Below are 18,393 nucleotides of genomic sequence, written 5' to 3' on the forward strand. Positions count from 1 at the left end.
TTATCCTCCTTAATTATTCCCACATGTATCACTACATCTTGCGGGACATGCTCCTTTAAGCATAAATATTCTTCTTCACTTCTATCCATTCTATAATAGTTTGTACGATTTTTCAACCTTTTTTTTCTATCCACTTAATTATTGTTCCAAATACGCATCTACAATGTCTTTTGACACACTGTGACAGATCTCTTCTGTCACTCCTTTTGAGGCATCCCGCACCTCTTGTCTTAGTTCTTCACTCATAGGAACAATCTTCGTTCCACTTTCCTCAATCACCTTGATTTTTTCCGCAATGCGGGTGTCCGACTGCTCTCTTGCGTATTTTTTTGCAATCTCAGAAGCCTCTGTGATCACATTTTGCTCTTTCTTTGAAAGCCCTTCAAAAAATTCATCACTGACAATCAAAGAAATCAAATGCGGCAGATGATTTGTCTCAACCACATAATCCTGCTGTTCATATAATCGACTGGAAACAATAACCTCATATGGGTTTTCCTGTGCATCGATTGTTCCCTGCTGAAGCCCGATGTACACCTCACTGAAAGTCATAGGTGTCGGATTCGCTTTGAGCGACTTCCAGAAAGCCATATGATACGGATTCTCCATTGTTCTGATCTTTTGCCCCTTAAAATCCGACAGGGAAGTAATATTTTTGTTCGTGGACATGACACGGAACCTCTGATCCGCATACCCCAACAGCTTATAGCCCGCATCTTTGTAAACATCTTCCATCAGACCATAGAACTTCGCATCATCCACTTTGTTGCGGACTTCTTCAATAGAGTCAAACACACATGGAATGTCAAATACCGCGACATCTTTCATAAACGTAACCTGCGGCGCTGTATTTTGTACGACAAACGGAATATCTCCGTCTTTACAGCTTTCTAACAATTCACGGTCTCCGCCAAGCGTACTGTTTGGATATACTTGAATCTTCATCTTTCCATCACTTAGCCGATCCACCTCTTCTGCAAATTTTTCCGAGAACAACTGTGTCACCGTATCTTCCGGACTGGATGTCGCAAGCGGCCAAGCGTATCTTTGCACATCGCTCTCCTTGGCGCACCCGGACAAGAGTACAGCAGCCAGCACCGCTGTTGCCATATATATTTTTTTCTTCATCAGATTTCCCTCCTACAATAGCACAAGACTGATACCTGGTATAAATGTAATCAGCAGTAACGCAATCAAGAAGAACACAATCATCGGAAATGCTTTTTTTGCAATTTCCATAATCGGTATCTCCGTAAGTGAACTTGCCACGAACAAATTGACTCCGATCGGAGGTGTCACAAAACCAATTGCAAGGTTTACAACCATCATCACACCAAAATGAATCGGGTCCATTCCTATTTCTGTTACAATCGGCAATAAAATCGGGCTTAAGATCAAGATCGCCGGTGTCGTATCCATCGCCATTCCCACAATCAGTAAAAAGATATTAATCACAATTAAAATGACAATCGGATTACTAAAGTGTGTCAAAATCCATTCGCTGACTGCCTGTGGCACCTGCATCAGTGTAAGCACCCGCGAAAACGCAATTGACGCTGCAAGTATAAATAACAGCGGCGCATAAGTTCTTGTGGATTCTACAATGATTCCCCAAATGTTCTTCACCTGAATCGTGCGATAGATAAAAAGACTGATAATCAACGCATAGAAAACCGAGATAACCGCAGCCTCTGTCGGTGAAGCAATTCCCGAATAAATGCACCCTAAAATAATAACCGGACTAAGCAGGGCAAAAAAGCTCTCTTTTAACACTTTCAAAAAGCCTTTCGCATGTAATTTTCCAATCTCTTCTGCAATCTTTTCTTTGTCTTCTCCATATTTCTTACAGTAATAGATTGCATAGATCATCAGCAGGCCGCCAATCAAAAGTCCCGGAATAATTCCCGCGATAAACAGATCACTCACGGATTCTCCCGCCGCCATTCCATACATGATAAACGGAATACTTGGCGGTATGATCACACCGAGTCCTCCCGCCACAGCAACCACTGCTGTCACAAATTTCTTGTCATATCCAAGTTCCATCAAAATCGGTATTGTCATACTTCCAACCGCCGCTACAGTAGCCGGGCCCGAACCTGATATTGCACCATAAAACAAACATGTAATAATCACTGCGCACGGCATTCCCGCAGTTCTTTTTCCAAGAAAATACGCGAAAACATCAAACAGCCTTTTCGAGATTCCACCCTTTGCCATAACGATTCCGGAGAACACAAACATCGGCACTGCAAGAAGTGGAAAACTGTCGATTCCACCAAACATAGAACGAATGACAAACTGGGCGCTCGCCGTAAAAGAAGGGTCAAATGCTCCCGGCAATACCGATACAATCCCAAGTGATATCGATACCGGAATCGCAATCACCAGGCAAACTACAAATATTAAAAATACAACTACGATTGGCATGATTCTTCCCCTCCTTTTTCTTTCGCCCTTACAACCTGAAGCTCGATCCACCATCTCTGCACAATTCTAAATGCAGCCAGAATAAAGCATACAAACGGCGCTGCCTGAATGTAATACATCGGAATTCCACACGCCGGACTGACCTGTCCGCTCTCAATCGCAGAGCGCAGATACAAAAAGGCATACGGTATCATATAGCAGAAAAATACTAGTTCAATCGTATGATTCACCAGCTTAAACAACGCTTTTCCTCGTTTCGGAAACATCGCCACAAACTGCTCCACTTTTATAGAAATACATTTTTTCGTACAATAGCTGATGCTCAAAAATCCTTCCCAAATAAAAATATATCTTGTGATCTCTTCCGACCATGACAAAGACATGCCAAATGCATATCGAAAAACCACCTGAATTCCCATAATGGCAGTCATCATGATAAGACCTGCTCCCATTAGAAATTCTTCCAGACTGTTATTTAACCATGTGAATACTCTTTTCATAGCCTGCTCCTCTCATTCGTTTATTTCTTAACACAACACGGATTTAAAAACAGGCTTGGCAGTCTCGCTGTCAAGCCTGTTTGCACTTATTATAGGCTTTTGTGTAACAATTGCAATACAGTTTCCAAATTATTCACTTCCATTTGCCCTGGTGCAGATGCCTTTTTTGCTGCTCCAAATGTCAAAGCTGAACCGAATACTTCTCCGCAAAGTCTGCTGATCACGCCTGTTCCTGCCATTGACATTGTGATGATCGGTCTGTCCGCATACTCAGATGCCATCTCTTCTGTCGCAGATAACAATACAAGAACATCTTTTTTGTTGTTCGGCATTACTGCAATCTTCGGAATGTCTGCTCCTAAGTCCTGCATTTTGCGAAGTCTTGAGACAATCTCATCTTTTTCAGGTGTCCTGTCGAAATCATGGTTAGACGCAACTACTTTTACATTCACTTCGTGTGCCGCTTCGATGATTTCTTTTACAACCTCATCTCCTGTAAATGCTTCCACATCTACTAAATCCACATATCCTGTCGCAGCAGCTTTCTTATTTAATTCTGCATATTCTTTTGCCTCGATTGCTTTCTCTCCACCTTCTTTTGAAGTACGGAATGTGAATAACAATGGTGTCTCTCCCAAAGCTTCTCTCAGCTCTTTTAAAACCTCTTCTACTTTTTCAAATTCAAAAACATGTTCAAACCAGTCTACACGCCATTCTACTACATCTACCGGAATATTTTCAAATGTTTTTGCTTCATTGATAATTTCTTCCTTTGTCACTCCTACGATCGGCACACAGATTTTTGGTACTCCTTCTCCGATCTTTACATTTCTTACGATTACCGGATTCATAAACTTCCTCCTACAGATTTTTAAAATTTATTTTGCTGTATTTACTTTTTCTACTAATTTTCCATATCTTGCATTTACCAACAGCGCAAGCAACACACCGATTACAGTAATGACAATGTTCATTACAAGAACGCCTGTTGCGGACATATTGGCAGCCGCACTTAAAATTGTATAATTACATAAGCTTGATGCAATCATAACAAGGCTTGTGATTGTTCCTTTGATCTTCGGGAACAGTTCATTTACAGTAGCTGTTGCCATCTGAAGAACTCCTCCTGCTGCTGCATAACCGATTACAAATGCACCGATGTAGCAGATTGCAGGTGTCTTGATCAAATATACTAACACCAACATGATTGTCGCAATCGCCGGATAGATAACAAGAAAACGTACTTGTTTGAATTTTGTGATCAAAATACTTGTCACAAACAACGCAACCAAAGTTCCTGCTGAGTAGTATGTCTGCATTACAGATACCGATTCAGACGGGATTCCTGCGATTTCTTTTCCGAATGTCTGCGCACAGTTTAACCATAACTGGAATGTAGCTGTACTTGTGAAACCGATTAAAATCAAGGCTACACTTTCCAATGAGAAATTTGCATTTTTCAGGTTACTGATAAATGACTCTGATTTTCCGCTCTCAGACTCTGCCGGAAGCGGTGCAAAAATTGCCAGCACACCGAGCACTGCGATTATAATACCTGCTACAAGTGGAAGTGTCAGGTATGACATAGATGTTCCTGCCACAAGTCCTAAGAAGAATGGCATTAAAAGCTGTGCTACGGAAATAAATAACTTAATTCCCATTGTCGCAATACCTGTATACTTGTACATAATCTCTGCAACTGCCGGATATGTAGCTGTATCTAAGAAGGAGTTTGCGATACCTCCGAGAACTGCTGCAACATATGCAACCTGTACGTTTGGTGAAAAAGCAATCCCTACGAAGAAAATAACATAAGATGCCACACCAATCAATACCGAAATTCTTCTTCCAAGCTTATCCGATAACGGTCCTGCAAACGGAAGTGAGATCAAACGTCCCAATCCCAATGCGGCTGCGATTGCAGTTACTTTCATCGCATCGTTCATTCCCCACTGATCTGCCAGCATCTCTTTTACAACCTGCTGGCTCAATATAGAACATCCAATACCATGGATAAAATAGTTTAAGTACAAAATCAATGCACTTGGTAAATATTTCTTATTCATCGTCTTTTCCTCTGCACTCCTTTTTTCTTTTAGTCGTATTTGATATCTAAGATTTCTTTCATATATTCGATCGGCATTGGTTCTCCTGTCCACAATTCAAATGCGGCTGAACCCTGGAATAACATCATTCCAAGACCGTTCATTGTCTTACATCCGACTTCTTTTGCCATCTTCAACAGCGCTGTTTCTCTTGGAGCATATACAACATCTGTTACGATCAGGTCTGGTCTTAAGAACGATTTGTCCGGAATGTATGTCTGACCTTCTAATGGTTTCATACCCATGCCTGTTCCGTTTGCAAATAAATAGCTGTCTGCAATCTCTTCTTTTAATTTGTCAAGATCTGCAAGATCATATAATGTCGCTTTACAGTTTGTATTTTCATTGATTTTCTTTACTGTCTCTTCTGCATTTGCCCAGAATTTATCTTTGATGTTAAAAATAGACATCTCTGCCACACCGTCAAGCGCTGCCTGAATTTCAATTGCTGTTGCAGCTCCACCCGCTCCGACAATTGTCATTTTTTTGCCAATAACATCAATGTTGTTGTCTTTTAATGCTGCCATATAACCGATACCATCTGTAATGTGACCTGTCAGGTGTCCATTGTCATTTACGATTGTATTGACTGCACCACACATTTTCGCTGCCGGTGACAACTCGTCTAAGTATTTATGTACCACTGTTTTGTTTGGCATAGATACGTTAGAGCCTCTCATCTTTAATGCACGAAGTCCTTTGATCGCATCTTCTAATGTATCGTTGTCCACCTCAAATGCAAGGTATGCATAGTCATATCCTAATTTTGCAAATGCTTCATTCTGCATTGCCGGTGAACTTGAATGTCTGATTGGGTAAGCCATTAAACCGATTAATTCTGTGTGACCTGTAATTCTTTCTGCCATGATTTTTCTCTCCTTTTAATTTGAATTGTTTTTTCTTTTGCCCATTTGTTAAATTTTAAACAACCTCTTTACTGTGATTATATACGATTTCAATCAATACTTCCAATACATCTTTTGTTATTTTTTGATAGTTTTTTTCTATCAATTGTGATATACTGTAAGGTAGAGAAAGGAGTACATGCTATGACATTAAATCAATTAACATATTTTCAAAAAATTGCCCAGCTGGAACATTTCCGCTTAGCCGCCAATGAACTGAATATTTCCCAGCCAAGTCTCAGTCGTTCTATGGATACGCTAGAAAATGAACTCGGTATTCCTCTTTTTGAAAAAAACGGACGAAACATCACACTCACCAAATACGGTAAGATGTTTTTAGAACACGTTGACCGCATTTTAGAAGAGGTTCGCACTGCGGAACAGAAAATGTACCATCTGACACAAGAAGGGGGACACATCGACATCGCCTATGTATCCCCTCTCGCTAACCACTATATTCCGCACACGGTGCGTACTTTTTTGAATCTTCCGGAAAATAAACAAGTGACGTTCAGTTTCAGTCAGGCACATACAATTGACCTGATCCGCGGGCTGAAAAACGACATGTATGACGTTGTTTTTGGCGCATATGTGGAAGATCAGCCTTCCGTACAGTTTACTCCAATCCTGCATCAGGAGATGTTACTCATCACCTCGTTAAACCATCCGCTCGCAAATGAAAAAGAAGTACCTTTTCAAGTACTGCAGGATTATCCGGTGATCGGATATGACCGTGATTCAGGTCTTGGACTTTACACTCACAAATTATATCGTAAGCACCAGATCCAGCCGGATATTGTCATCGACTGTCCAGACGAATATTCTATCGCAGCACTTGTGGCAGAAGACTTTGGAATCGCACTCGTTGCCGATGTTGACACGATACGCGATGCAAAGATTGCCAAAATTCCGGTTGCCGGCGAAGAACTCATCCACACGGTCTACATGGCTCATATGAAAGACAAATATATGATTCCCGCCACAAACCGGTTTGTCAAATTTATCAAAAAAGATTCCGGTCTGACCTAATATTCTTTAACTTGCGCTCCTTCCTTTAATCACTGTCCTTTGGTATAATTGCTTCGCCATTTTCATCCAACAGGTAAATTGCAAAAACGGTTTTAATCCGAGCCGGATAAGTCTCCAAAATTTCTCCATTATATACGATACATACCTCTGTTCCCTCTTCAAGTTCCGGTACTTCAATCTTTGATACAACATCCGTTGTAACCGTAATTTCACCTGTTGATATCTCTTCATTTTCAAAAGGTTCGACTGAAATCGTATTTTCACCTATTTCCAAAACAGTTGCGTTAAATGTCGGATTCCCTTTCGGCGTTTCCGTATCTTTACATCCTGTTAATGAAAACGCAGCAAAAATACAGGCACCTAATACAACAGATCTTTTTCTCATTTGATACACCTCCAACCCTTCATTTTCATTATGCTACCGAAAACAACTAATAATAATCCAACAATACAACTTCCGATTCCTAACACTTCTCATGACTCTTTTTCCTCCCATCTTTCCTTCTCATCTTTACAATCGCAATCTCGCTTAACCTCATCCAAAGATGTGATTGCAAATAAAAATGCGACCACAAGTATAGATAATAACGAGGCAGACACACTTTTCATAAAATGATCAACAACTACCATTGCAATCGTAGTTGCTGTAGTGTCTAAAAAAACAAACAAAACTTTCGCACTCATAAAAGAAATCCTGTCTAATGACAGCAGTGCATTCGGCAACGCCTGTGCAAACACTTCCATCGGAAATCCTACAATTGCAAAAATAAGAAAAAACAATATAATTTTGCCAACCGATTCATATCGAAACCCAAAGATTTTCATAATAGAACCACCGACAAGAGCGATTACCGAAACAATACCTAAAACAACTGCCACGCAAATAATAAAGCCCAAAAAATCTAATACTTTTTTTCTCATTTTTCACGCCTTTCCAAACAAAAAAAGATGTACAAGGTATACTATTTCAACTTCTACCTCATACATCTATTTTAATCTGTTCTTTAAATTATGTCCAATATTTCTTGCAATTTACTAGGCTATATGTTACAGTTCACTCCACGCCATTCGCGAAACGCACTTTCAGTGCTTTTCCGCTGCAAGCAGCTATTTTTGCTCATAAACAGGCGTTAAATTCTATAAATAATCTCTTTTTTCCAAAACTTCAAGGATATTACGCCCTTCCGTTGTACCCTCAATAATTCTTCTTGCACGGACACTGTCACCGATGTTCATAATCTCTACATCTCCGCTGTGTCCAAATGTATTATACAACGCATCTAAGATCGGAGCATTTGCTCTCATACCAAGACATACAAATCCGTAATCAAATGCGAGATCTTTCTCTTCTCCATCCGGCATTTTCACAAGGAATGCATCGCTCTTTACTTCTAACAAAGCTGTGTTTGGAAGCTGTTGTACTCCATACTGATCCATCATCGTAAATGTTCCAACTTTAGAAACAGGGTCAATTCCATTTCCGATAACCGGCATCATTTCTACGATACTCACATCCGCATGTCTTGGTGCGAAGAATTCCACTACATCAAGACCAACTGCTCCTCCACCGATGACTACAACTTTCTTTCCAGTCAAGTCTTCCGGATATTCTGTAATGTGGTTGATCATATTTGTGATAGAAGATACTTTTCCGCCTTCTTTGTTAATATTTTCGTGTAATCCTTTGATTGGCGGAAGAAGTGGATTCGATCCTGTCGCATTGACAATAATGTTCGGATTCAGGCTTTCAACCAACTCAATTGTTGCTTCTGTATTTTTAAAGATAAATAAGTTTTTCAGCTTGCTTGCACGGTGAATCAGATAATTCGGGAAATCTGACAGTCTCTTTTTATCCGGAATCTTGGAAATCTCCGCTGCAAGACCTCCAAGATTTGCCTTTTTCTCGATCAAGAATGTTGTACATCCAACTTCAGCTGCTGTACATGCTGCTTCCAGTCCTGCAGTACCTCCACCGATTACAACAACATTGCAAGATTTCTTCACGCGAAGTTTTTTGTATCCTTCTCCTTCATTCACAGCCGGATTGATTGTACAACGGATTGGGCGGTTTACTCCGATACGGTTTCCTGCACATCCGATGTTACATGAGATACATTTACGGATTTCTTTTTCATCGCCAAAGCTTACTTTGTTTACCCATTCCGGATCCGCAATCAGACCACGTCCCATACCGATGAGATCTGCATCTCCTCTTTCTAAAATATCTTCTGCAACTTGTGGGTCTCTGATATTTCCCATTGTGATACAAATTTTTCCATATCTTTCTTTGACTGCTTTCGCCATATAAGAACGCCATCCGTCTTCCAGGTAGTTAGCATCAATCTGATATTGGATAGAGCCATTCAAACCACAGGAAACGTCAAATACATCTACCTCTTTTTCAAAATACTGAAGATAATCCAAAGTATCTTCCAATGTGTTTCCGCCTTCTAAAAATTCATCTGCACTGATTCTTACAAAAATCGGGAAGAATGGACCTACCTGTGCACGTACTTCTTCAATAACCATTTTTGCAAAACGTGCTCTGTTCTCTGGGGAACCTCCAAATTCATCCGTTCTCTTATTTGTTATCGGTGACAAGAACTGGCTGAGTAAGTAAGAGTGTCCGGCGTGAATCTCCACTGCATCAAATCCTGCGATCTGTGCTCTCTTTGCAGCTTCTCCGTATTTTTTTACAATGCGTAAAATCTCTTCTTTTTCAAGCGGTCTTGGAATCTCTCCACCTGCTTTTGACGGAATATTCGACGCAGAAACCGGCTGCATATTTGTTCTTGCAGACTGCGCAGAAGCTCCAGCATGATTGATCTGGATTGCAATACAGGCACCATGTTTGTGTACTGTCTCGCTCAATTTGAATAATCTTGGAATATAGCTGTCGTGGTCGATACGAAGCTGTGTTGTTCCATTAGATCCTTCCGGTGAATCTACACTTGCATTTTCTACGATCAAAAGACCTGTTCCGCCTTTTGCTCTCTGTTCATAATAGTTGATATGAAGAAAACTCATTTCTCCATTCTGTTCTCCATAGTTCGTTCCCATTGGTGTCATAACAATTCTGTTTTTCAGTGTCATGTGCTTAATTGTAAGCGGTTCAAAAATATGTGTATATTTGCTTTGCATTTTTTCCTAACTCCTTCTAAATGATTGTTTCAGATCCATGTGAAACGAGGTTGTTGACATTGCCTTGGGCGCCGGCCTCTGTCTTTTCTTAGCTACTATTATAAGCACTCTTCATCCATAAAACAAATTGGTATTTTCATCATTTTTGATAAATTTTCTCTATAGATTTAAAAAAGTAACTGCTCAAAGAACAGTTACTTTTTCCGTTTGTCTTTCTCTTTTCGATAAAAATGTAATACAATTTTTTCCAAGTATCGTTTCAGAACAATCTGAATCTCTTCTTTGGGGTGAATCGGCTTCACAAGTATATTTCGGATTCCCGCCCGTTTTGCGCCATAGACATCAGTAAACAGCTGGTCCCCGATAAAAATTGTATTCTCTGGTGTTGTGCCCATAATCTCCATCCCCTTTTTGTAATTTTTTGTAGATGGTTTGTGAGCATTAAAAATATAGTTCGTCTGAATCTCTTCATTGAACATCTTTACGCGGGGTTCCTGATTATTCGAAATCAGGCAACTGGAAAATCCAATCGCCTTCAGTCTCGCAAACAGCGCTTTTGCCCTCTCATCAGCCGGTGCACCATGCGGAACCAATGTGTTATCAATATCGAAAATCAGTCCCCGATAGCCTTCTTCATATAATTTTTCAAACGGAATAACATAGGTCGATGCGACATAGTCATCCGGAAAAAAACGTTCAAACATAATCTTCATCCATTTCTCTTTTTATTCCATAAATGCCAGCACATCTTCTTTTTCCGGCATTGAACGAATCGCGCCTTTTTTAGTCGTAATCAATGCTGCTGCCGCATTTGCAAACGAAAGCATCTCTTTTAAATTTTCCTCTGTCAGATTCTCAAGTCCATGTTCTAATACATAGTTGATCGAGCTTCCACAGAAAGTATCTCCTGCACCTGTCGTCTCGATTGCCTTCACAACGCGTCCGGCAACTTCCACTCTCATATCTTTGTAGTAAGCACGACTTCCATCTTTCCCCATAGTCAGAAGAATGAGCGGGATCTGATATTTCTCCTGCAGATACCGGATTCCCTCATCGTAATCCTCTTTTCCTGAGATAAACTGAATCTCATTATCTGAAATCTTCAAAACATCGCAATATGCGAATCCATACTCCATCTGCTCTTTTGCAAGCTCTAATGAGCTCCAAAGAGGTGGTCGAAGATTCGGGTCAAATGTAATGACCAGCCCATTGTCTTTTGCAATTTTCAATGCTTTTTTTGTGGCTTCTCTCACTCCGTCATGAGTCATAGACAATGTTCCAAAATGGAATATCTTTGCCTTTTTTACAAATTCTTCATCTACTTCATCAGCTGTCAGCATCATATCAGCTCCCGGATTCCGGTAAAACGAAAACTCCCTGTCCCCATCCGGAAATGTATGCACAAATGCCAATGTGGTATTCACCTCTTGATCCATATATAAAGCGGAGGTGTCGATTCCAACATCATCCAGTGTAGCTTTCAACAGTGTTCCAAACTGGTCCTGTCCTACTTTCCCCAAAAAAGCCGTCTTCTTTCCCAACTTGTTCAGCATTGCGAGCACATTACAAGGCGCCCCACCCGGACACGCCTCAAAAAGATTGTTTCCCTGTTCACTCTCCCCGTGCATCGTAAAATCAATCAATAATTCTCCCAATGCGATTACATCAAATTCTTTCTGCATTGTAAAACCTCCCTTATTTTCTCCATCTATTATAGCCGACACACTTCTATTGTTCAATTTCTATTTTATAGTTTTTTTGAACATATTGCAGAAATTGCTTTACAATCGGCGATAAATATTTGTTCCGCATGATCGCCATATAAATATATCTTCGATACGCCAGCTTTTCAATCGGGATAATCTTCACCTGCAGGCTCTTCAAAATCGGAATATTCGGTACAATCCCGACACCAAATCCCTTTGCCACAAGTCCGGCAAGTGCGCTGTCTTCGTCCACCGTGTACTTGATATCCGGAGTAATATCTGCGTCTTTGAAAAGCCCGTCGATCACCGCACGAAGTCCACTCGTTTTATTGAAAAAAATCTGAGGATAACTGGCAATCTCTTCAAATTTTACACTCTCCCGATCTGCTAATGGGTGTCCATATGGCACAATTGCTGCAAGTTCTTCTTTTGTAACCGGGATAAATTCAATATCCGGCTCATTTTTCATATAAGAACAGAATCCAAGGTCAAAACGTTCTGATTTGATACCTTTCACAATCTCCTCTGTCACTCCATTGTTAAAGTGAAATTGGATATCTTTTTCTTTGTTCTCGTCCAAAAAATTTTTAACCAGCTCCGGTATAAATTCACTCCCCTGTGTATAGATGTATCCGATATCAATCTCACCGCTTGTCTCACTTGTCATCGATCTCGTCTTTTTAATTCCGGTATCCAACACCCGCAAAGACTCCTCGGCATATTTCAAAAATACTTTTCCATATTTTGTAAGAACTACGTTCCGTCCTTGTTTTTCAAATAAATAAGTCCCCAGTTCCTGTTCCAACATACCAATTGCATGACTGAGGCTTGGTTGCGTGATAGATAGTTGCTTCGCCGCTTTCGTATAATGTTCCATATAGGCTAGTGTTACAAAATAATGCAATTGATTTAAATTCATATGCCTCTCTCCTTCAAATAAGTTTTGTTAAGTATATCACAATTTCTCTCTATAATCTATAGATAAAAACTATTATCTTTGCTAATAAGTAAGTTAACCGCACATGATAAAAAGAGTCCGAGTTGGACTCTTTTACATTTTAGCCAATACAATTTTTACATCTTCCCGAAACTTTTCCCATGCCGCTTCATCTTCTACAAAATATTTCGGACAAATCTTGCCGGTAATATCATAATGACGAATTACATCTTTTTCGGTCAAATCAAATTTTTTACATAACCATGCTGTCAGCTGTACCATAGATTTGTAGGTTGCCTGTGTATATTTTCCATCTTCATTCGGATGACATGTCTCAATAGAAACCGTGTCAGGATTCCTGTCATTGGATGCGTATGCTTCCTCCCACGTCGGAATACACTGCACAATCTCTCCATCTAATCCTACAATAAAATGGCTGCTTGCCTTCGTTATGTGACTGTCTTTTAAGCCTTCAAAATAATTTCGATTCTGCATAGCAGTCGATCCGGGATTCGCCGTATAATGAATTACAATTCCATTGATTCGCTCTGTCTTTGTCCCCGGTCTAGAATATTCATTTACCGTTAAAAGTTGCACATCGATATCCGGCTTAGCAGCATCTATATCTGCACCTGTAATTTCCATATATCCATTACCCAATGGTCCAATATGAAACACTTTCATTCCCCCAAGCACAACCGTAAGCAAAATCAGACAGGCCGCGCCAACTCGTGTATAGAGTTGGATTCGCCGTTTCATTCTGTTCTTACTTCTCCCTTTTTTTCTTCTGTGATTTGCTGTCATACTACAACCCCCGTATATCAAAATATGATATATGATTCTAACATATTTTTCTACGGATTATTTCAAAATTTGCTTAGTTTTTTCTTAATTACTTTTTTCCAAACGTTCAAAGTAAAGCTGCACGGCCTCATACTCTTGAATATTTCTCGGCATTGGCAATCCACCATACATCAATGCGGCTCCGGTATAAATTTTCCCATTTTCTTTGTCTTGATAGAATGCTTCCTCCTCCAAATTTCGCAAATACAAATAATACACTTTTTCATTCGCATGCTTTTTCGTCAGCACATAATTTACAAGCACCTCTGATTTATCTTCACTTGTAAATTGCCATGCTGTATACGTATGGTTTTCATAAGGATTTGACAAACGGTCGTATATTCCGTCATGAATCAGGCTTTGGTATTTTTTATAAGCTTCTATTTGATATCGAATCTCTTCTTTGTCTTTTTCGCACAGCTGGTTCACATCTAATTCATACCCAAAACTTCCAGCCATTGCGACAACTGCTCTTGTATACATCGGTGTGTTTCTTCCTGTCTGATGATTTGGACAAACCGACACATGAGATCCGACTGTGCTAATCGGATAAGCGAAAGAAGTCCCGTATTGTATAGATAACCGCTCAATTGCATCTGTGTTATCACTACACCATATCTGAGGTGTATAATAGAGCATCCCGGCGTCAAATCTCCCGCCTCCTCCGGAACACCCTTCAAACAGAATATCCGGATATCGCTGAATCAGCTTTTCCAACAATTCATACAATCCGAGTACATAGCGGTGGTAAATTTCTCCCTGTCTGTCTTTCGGAAAATATGCAGACCACACATCACTCAGATTCCGGTTCATATCCCACTTCACATACTCTATATTTGCAGAATCTAACACCTCACACATAGCTTGAAACAGATATTCTCTCACATCCGCTCTCGCCATATCCAAGATCAATTCATAACGGCTTCTGTTTGGTTTTCGGTTTAAAATGGCAAGACACCAGTCCGGATGTGCCCGATATAGCTCACTGTCCTCCGAAACAGCTTCCGGCTCGAACCAAATTCCGAACTTCATACCCATCTGATTAATACGTTCTACCAGCTTTCCAAGCCCGCCTTTTATCTTCTTTTCATTCACAAACCAGTCTCCCAGTCCAGAGGTGTCATCTTCCCTCTTTCCAAACCAGCCATCATCCATAACGAACATTTCTACGCCAAGTTCTTTTGCCTCCTTTGCAATTTGAAATAGCTTTTCTTCATCAAATTGGAAATAGGTAGCCTCCCAGTTATTGATTAAAATCGGGCGTCTCGAAAGTTTATATTTTCCTCTGCATAGATGATTCCTATATGCCTTGTGAAATGTATTAGAAAGTTTTGAAAACCCTTCTCCACTATAACTCATTACCACTTCCGGAGCATCGAACACCTCTCCCTGTTTTAATTGATAAGAAAACTGCGTAGGATGAATTCCCATAACCATACGTGTCTGTTCAATTTGATCCACTTCTACCTCAGCAAGGAAATTGCCGCTATACACAAACGACATCGCATAACAATCCCCTGTCGTTTCTGTTGCATTTTTACTGCATAAAATCACAAACGGATTGTGCTGATGGCTGGATGTCCCACGCACACTTCCAATGGACTGCATTCCATGCCTTATTGGAAGACGTTCCAGTTCCCGCTCCATCGCATGTTTTCCATGAAAGTGTACCATATCAAACTCTTTGTGGTAAAACTCCAAACATGCTGATGCCACCTTTTCCAATATAATAGTCTCTGTTCCCTCATTAATTACAGTGACAGCTCTTGTAATGATGTCTAACTCATGAAACACGCCATAATACAATATGACCGCAACATTTGTTGTGAAATCTTTAAGCTTAATTTCTAATGTATCCGCTTCCTCTTCTTTCGCATACATTGCAGGAAGCCCGCAAATACTATATTTTCCCTTGTAAATCTTATGCGATTCATAACGAAGGTCAGCACCATATCCTCCATTCCCATCTATGATACGCAATGACTCTGTACGATAGTCACCTGTTCCATATGTGGAATACTCCTGAAGCAGTGTATCCATCGAAAATTCCCGGCGATTACCCGCATCTGGTATTTGTCCAGAAAATCCTCTATCGTACATCTGCACTAAATAAGACATATCACACTTACCGACCCGCTTTCCATAGTATAGATGTTGTAATACTCCATAATCTCCTATCATAATTTGATATGCAGTATTTTTACTCTCTAATGTAAATATATTTTTTTCTTTATCAAATTGAATTGCCATGTTCTTTTTCCTTTCTCGGCAACAAAATTGTAATTGTTGTCCCTTTATCTTTTTCACTAACAATATTGATTCCGTAATCCATACCATAAATCAATTTAATACGATCATCTACATTGTTAATTCCAATCCCTGTAAAATGTTCACTTTTTTTATCTTTTTTATTATTCAAAGTATATAACTGCTCTGCATCCATTCCTACACCGTTATCCTCAATGTCAAATCTCAGATATTTCTTTTCTTCTTTTATAAAAACGGAAATTTCCCCCTCCATTCCTTCTGGAAATGCATGAAAAAATGCATTCTCTACGAAAGGCTGCAAAATCAACTTTGGAACGAGATATTCTTTACATTTGTCCACTACATAAAATTCGACTCCGACTGCATCTCCATATCTCGTCTGATTAATCAAAACATAATTTTTCAAGTTTGCCACTTCTTGTTCTACTGTCACAAATTCATCCGTATTACTTATCGTATTGCGAAGCAAGGAAATAAAGGCATCGATGACTGCGGTCGATTTTTTCACATCCCCCTGCCATGTCAACCACTTTATACTTGCCAATGTATTATACATATAATGTGGATTAATCTGCATCTGCAATGCGTGAATTTCCGCGTTTCGTTTTTCTTCCTGAATTTTCATGCGTTCTTCTATATATTGATTGATTCGCTCCAGCATCGTATTATAAGCTTTCGAAAGTTCTTGAATTTCTTCTGTTCCTTCCACATCTACATATTCCTGCATATTTCCTTCCTGCACAAGCCTCATCTTATCTGCCAGTTTTGATAATGGTCTCGTCTGTTGTTTAATAAAAATAAATACAAACAGTCCTATCAAAACCGTAATGCCGAGCGTGAGAAGTATATTGCTTTTCAGATGATACTGCTGTATGAATGCAAAATCCGGATCTATAACGCCGACCATCCGAAAGTTTGTACCTTGAAGTTTCTGCGTCAAATACATCTTTCCCAGACTCTTCCCTTCACCGTCGACTTGATCCAAAATCATCTCCAATTCCTTTTTGCCTTCACCGTTTAAATATTCTCGCTCATTTGAAGAGATCACCTTTTCATTCTGATTCAAGATAATAATATCACTTGTATCCGATGTAAAATAATCGTACATTTTTTGAAACTCAGATTCTTTGATCGATATAAATATAATTCCATCGCAAACATCCTTCTCACTGTAATTCAGACTCTTTGCCATCACCAAAACCGGCACATTTTTTTGATCGTCGGTGTATCCTTTTTCTTCATACTCGCAAATCAGCTTTCCTGGATTGCTCATCGCCTTTTTCGCCACTTCACTTTGCAAAATTGCCTCCGCTGAGATATCTTTTCTGGCATTATTCAAAATATAATTTTTCCCGTTCATTCCCATCAGCATTACACCAAGCTCACTGTGCTCATCTACTTTTGTCTCTTTCATATGTTTCTGCATATAATATATCGTTTTCATCTCTTCTTCATCTGTCTGATTCTGTGTCGTTAGATATTCCCGAACCGCCCAGCTCATATTTGCTTTCGAGGTAATCTCAATCACATCCGAAAAAAACTTATAAAATTCTTTGTCAATCTGCTTGAAAATTTTTCGCTGTGATTCTGAAAAATTATTTACAAATACCTTTTTGGAAATAAATAAATTCAATGTACTAAGAGCCACCGAAAGACAAGTGATTCCCACAATCACGGTGCATAAAATTTTTACAAATAACATATTTATATGGATTTGCCTCTTCATGTGTTACTCCTTTTTCATCTGTCTTTTATAAGAGCTCGGTGTATTTCCAATCATTTTTTTGAATACTCGGCAAAAATAACTATGGTCCGAATATCCGATTGCAGCACTGATTTGTGATATACTCATATCTCCCTTTCGCAAAAGTTCACAAGCCTTCTCAATTCTGATTTTATTCAAGTATCCGCTGAATCCTTCTTTTGTATGTTTGTTGAAATACGAAGACAGATAATGATAATTAAAGTTAAAATTTTCTGCAATTTCCGAAAGTTCCAGCTGCTCCTGATAATGCTCTTTAATATACTTTTTCATTTTCGAAATTTTAACATCTTCTGCCTCTAGCTGATAAACTCGCAATGCTTCCAATTTTTCTATAATATCTTGAAACACCTGCACAAATTCTTCGATATAGTGTGTATTGTCAATCCAGTTAAAATATTGTTGCCGCAATTGCTCGCTTTCCACTTCATACCGCTCGATTTCCATCAGATAATTGTATAATAAATTCTTGGTCAAATTTTTCAAGCGGTACTCCTCTACCTGTCGCTCTTTCAAATAAAACACATATTTTTTGAGCATCGCAATTGCATCTGCAAAGCGACTATGAAGTAACAGTTCTGAATAATCCGCAAAGGGAAACCGTTGTTCTTTTTCCAAAACTTGTGGCATCTCTAATACAAGCAGTGATTTTTCCTTAAAATAAAACTGCCTGTTTACCATATCTTTGATTTCTTTCTGATAACAGTCCTTTATGTTCTTCATACCGGCAAAACTTTTTCCCACCACAAAAAATACATTTCCATACA

Annotated in this window: 17 protein-coding genes; 1 reads left to right on the forward strand and 16 read right to left on the reverse strand. The window is 39.4% G+C overall.

The genetic code is table 11. The annotated features are described in order from the left end of the window. Positions 1–138 precede the first annotated feature (138 nt). The 6 genes from BQ5364_RS11255 to BQ5364_RS11280 form a co-directional block, all read right to left on the reverse strand. A complete protein-coding gene (locus BQ5364_RS11255) occupies positions 139–1,128 on the reverse strand; it encodes a TRAP transporter substrate-binding protein (protein WP_004611358.1) in 990 nt (329 codons plus the stop codon). Between the two features lie 12 nt (positions 1,129–1,140). Beyond that, positions 1,141–2,430, reverse strand: coding sequence for a TRAP transporter large permease (locus BQ5364_RS11260; protein ID WP_004611359.1), 1,290 nt, complete (start codon positions 2,428–2,430; stop codon positions 1,141–1,143). Then, positions 2,418–2,930: a TRAP transporter small permease gene (locus BQ5364_RS11265; RefSeq protein WP_004611360.1), complete on the reverse strand. Its 513-nt coding sequence runs from the start codon at positions 2,928–2,930 to the stop codon at positions 2,418–2,420. The genes BQ5364_RS11260 and BQ5364_RS11265 overlap by 13 nt, the downstream gene beginning before the upstream one ends. Positions 2,931–3,019: 89 nt before the next feature. After that, positions 3,020–3,781 carry a type I 3-dehydroquinate dehydratase gene (gene aroD / locus BQ5364_RS11270; RefSeq protein WP_022250614.1) on the reverse strand — a complete coding sequence of 254 codons (762 nt, stop codon included), beginning with the start codon at positions 3,779–3,781 and terminating at the stop codon, positions 3,020–3,022. Positions 3,782–3,808: 27 nt separating this feature from the next. After that, positions 3,809–4,996, reverse strand: coding sequence for an MFS transporter (locus BQ5364_RS11275; protein ID WP_022250613.1), 1,188 nt, complete (start codon positions 4,994–4,996; stop codon positions 3,809–3,811). Between the two features lie 29 nt (positions 4,997–5,025). Further along, positions 5,026–5,901, reverse strand: a complete 876-nt coding sequence (locus BQ5364_RS11280) for a shikimate dehydrogenase (RefSeq protein ID WP_004611363.1) — start codon at positions 5,899–5,901, stop codon at positions 5,026–5,028. A 183-nt stretch (positions 5,902–6,084) separates the two neighbouring features. Here BQ5364_RS11280 and BQ5364_RS11285 point away from each other — a divergent pair, with 183 nt between their 5' ends. Beyond that, positions 6,085–6,969: a LysR family transcriptional regulator gene (locus BQ5364_RS11285; RefSeq protein ID WP_022250612.1), complete on the forward strand. Its 885-nt coding sequence runs from the start codon at positions 6,085–6,087 to the stop codon at positions 6,967–6,969. Positions 6,970–6,994: 25 nt separating this feature from the next. Here BQ5364_RS11285 and BQ5364_RS11290 read toward each other — a convergent pair whose 3' ends face one another. The 10 genes from BQ5364_RS11290 to BQ5364_RS11335 form a co-directional block, all read right to left on the reverse strand. Beyond that, positions 6,995–7,354, reverse strand: coding sequence for a hypothetical protein (locus tag BQ5364_RS11290; RefSeq protein WP_004611365.1), 360 nt, complete (start codon positions 7,352–7,354; stop codon positions 6,995–6,997). 89 nt (positions 7,355–7,443) lie between these two features. Then, positions 7,444–7,890: a regulatory YrvL family protein gene (locus BQ5364_RS11295; protein ID WP_004611366.1), complete on the reverse strand. Its 447-nt coding sequence runs from the start codon at positions 7,888–7,890 to the stop codon at positions 7,444–7,446. Positions 7,891–8,106: 216 nt separating this feature from the next. After that, positions 8,107–10,110: an oxidoreductase gene (locus BQ5364_RS11300; protein ID WP_071144291.1), complete on the reverse strand. Its 2,004-nt coding sequence runs from the start codon at positions 10,108–10,110 to the stop codon at positions 8,107–8,109. Between the two features lie 194 nt (positions 10,111–10,304). Continuing rightward, positions 10,305–10,814 (reverse strand): YqeG family HAD IIIA-type phosphatase, encoded by a 510-nt coding sequence (locus BQ5364_RS11305; protein ID WP_044986652.1) that lies wholly within the window; start codon positions 10,812–10,814, stop codon positions 10,305–10,307. Positions 10,815–10,835: 21 nt separating this feature from the next. Then, entirely contained in the window at positions 10,836–11,792 is a 957-nt protein-coding gene (locus tag BQ5364_RS11310; RefSeq protein WP_022250609.1) for a carbohydrate kinase family protein, read from the reverse strand. A gap of 46 nt (positions 11,793–11,838) precedes the next feature. Then, positions 11,839–12,735 (reverse strand): LysR family transcriptional regulator, encoded by an 897-nt coding sequence (locus BQ5364_RS11315; RefSeq protein ID WP_004611370.1) that lies wholly within the window; start codon positions 12,733–12,735, stop codon positions 11,839–11,841. A 132-nt stretch (positions 12,736–12,867) separates the two neighbouring features. After that, a complete protein-coding gene (locus tag BQ5364_RS11320; protein ID WP_044986654.1) occupies positions 12,868–13,512 on the reverse strand; it encodes a peptidoglycan recognition protein family protein in 645 nt (214 codons plus the stop codon). A 129-nt stretch (positions 13,513–13,641) separates the two neighbouring features. Then, positions 13,642–15,846 carry an alpha-galactosidase gene (locus BQ5364_RS11325; RefSeq protein ID WP_004611372.1) on the reverse strand — a complete coding sequence of 735 codons (2,205 nt, stop codon included), beginning with the start codon at positions 15,844–15,846 and terminating at the stop codon, positions 13,642–13,644. Then, the gene (locus BQ5364_RS11330; protein WP_159431685.1) at positions 15,830–17,566 is read right to left on the reverse strand and encodes a cache domain-containing sensor histidine kinase; all 1,737 of its coding nucleotides are present in this window, start codon (positions 17,564–17,566) and stop codon (positions 15,830–15,832) included. The genes BQ5364_RS11325 and BQ5364_RS11330 overlap by 17 nt, the downstream gene beginning before the upstream one ends. Before the next feature lie 27 nt (positions 17,567–17,593). Further along, on the reverse strand, positions 17,594–18,349 hold the full coding sequence (locus BQ5364_RS11335) for a helix-turn-helix domain-containing protein (RefSeq protein WP_235837163.1): 756 nt from the start codon (positions 18,347–18,349) through the stop codon (positions 17,594–17,596). Between the last annotated feature and the right edge of the window lie 44 nt (positions 18,350–18,393).

This window comes from Coprococcus phoceensis (assembly GCF_900104635.1).
Taxonomy (GTDB): domain Bacteria; phylum Bacillota; class Clostridia; order Lachnospirales; family Lachnospiraceae; genus Faecalimonas; species Faecalimonas phoceensis.

Bases quoted from the DNA above. Each gene is read 5' to 3' on its own strand.
- BQ5364_RS11295 (WP_004611366.1), bottom strand. From the start codon at position 7,890: ATGAGAAAAAAAGTATTAGATTTTTTGGGCTTTATTATTTGCGTGGCA.
- BQ5364_RS11335 (WP_235837163.1), bottom strand. From the start codon at position 18,349: ATGAAGAACATAAAGGACTGTTATCAGAAAGAAATCAAAGATATGGTA.
- aroD (WP_022250614.1), bottom strand. From the start codon at position 3,781: ATGAATCCGGTAATCGTAAGAAATGTAAAGATCGGAGAAGGAGTACCA.
- BQ5364_RS11260 (WP_004611359.1), bottom strand. From the start codon at position 2,430: ATGCCAATCGTAGTTGTATTTTTAATATTTGTAGTTTGCCTGGTGATT.
- BQ5364_RS11305 (WP_044986652.1), bottom strand. From the start codon at position 10,814: ATGTTTGAACGTTTTTTTCCGGATGACTATGTCGCATCGACCTATGTT.
- BQ5364_RS11325 (WP_004611372.1), bottom strand. From the start codon at position 15,846: ATGGCAATTCAATTTGATAAAGAAAAAAATATATTTACATTAGAGAGT.
- BQ5364_RS11275 (WP_022250613.1), bottom strand. From the start codon at position 4,996: ATGAATAAGAAATATTTACCAAGTGCATTGATTTTGTACTTAAACTAT.
- BQ5364_RS11255 (WP_004611358.1), bottom strand. From the start codon at position 1,128: ATGAAGAAAAAAATATATATGGCAACAGCGGTGCTGGCTGCTGTACTC.
- BQ5364_RS11290 (WP_004611365.1), bottom strand. From the start codon at position 7,354: ATGAGAAAAAGATCTGTTGTATTAGGTGCCTGTATTTTTGCTGCGTTT.
- BQ5364_RS11310 (WP_022250609.1), bottom strand. From the start codon at position 11,792: ATGCAGAAAGAATTTGATGTAATCGCATTGGGAGAATTATTGATTGAT.
- BQ5364_RS11285 (WP_022250612.1), top strand. From the start codon at position 6,085: ATGACATTAAATCAATTAACATATTTTCAAAAAATTGCCCAGCTGGAA.
- BQ5364_RS11265 (WP_004611360.1), bottom strand. From the start codon at position 2,930: ATGAAAAGAGTATTCACATGGTTAAATAACAGTCTGGAAGAATTTCTA.
- BQ5364_RS11280 (WP_004611363.1), bottom strand. From the start codon at position 5,901: ATGGCAGAAAGAATTACAGGTCACACAGAATTAATCGGTTTAATGGCT.
- BQ5364_RS11315 (WP_004611370.1), bottom strand. From the start codon at position 12,735: ATGAATTTAAATCAATTGCATTATTTTGTAACACTAGCCTATATGGAA.
- BQ5364_RS11320 (WP_044986654.1), bottom strand. From the start codon at position 13,512: ATGAAACGGCGAATCCAACTCTATACACGAGTTGGCGCGGCCTGTCTG.
- BQ5364_RS11300 (WP_071144291.1), bottom strand. From the start codon at position 10,110: ATGCAAAGCAAATATACACATATTTTTGAACCGCTTACAATTAAGCAC.
- BQ5364_RS11330 (WP_159431685.1), bottom strand. From the start codon at position 17,566: ATGTTATTTGTAAAAATTTTATGCACCGTGATTGTGGGAATCACTTGT.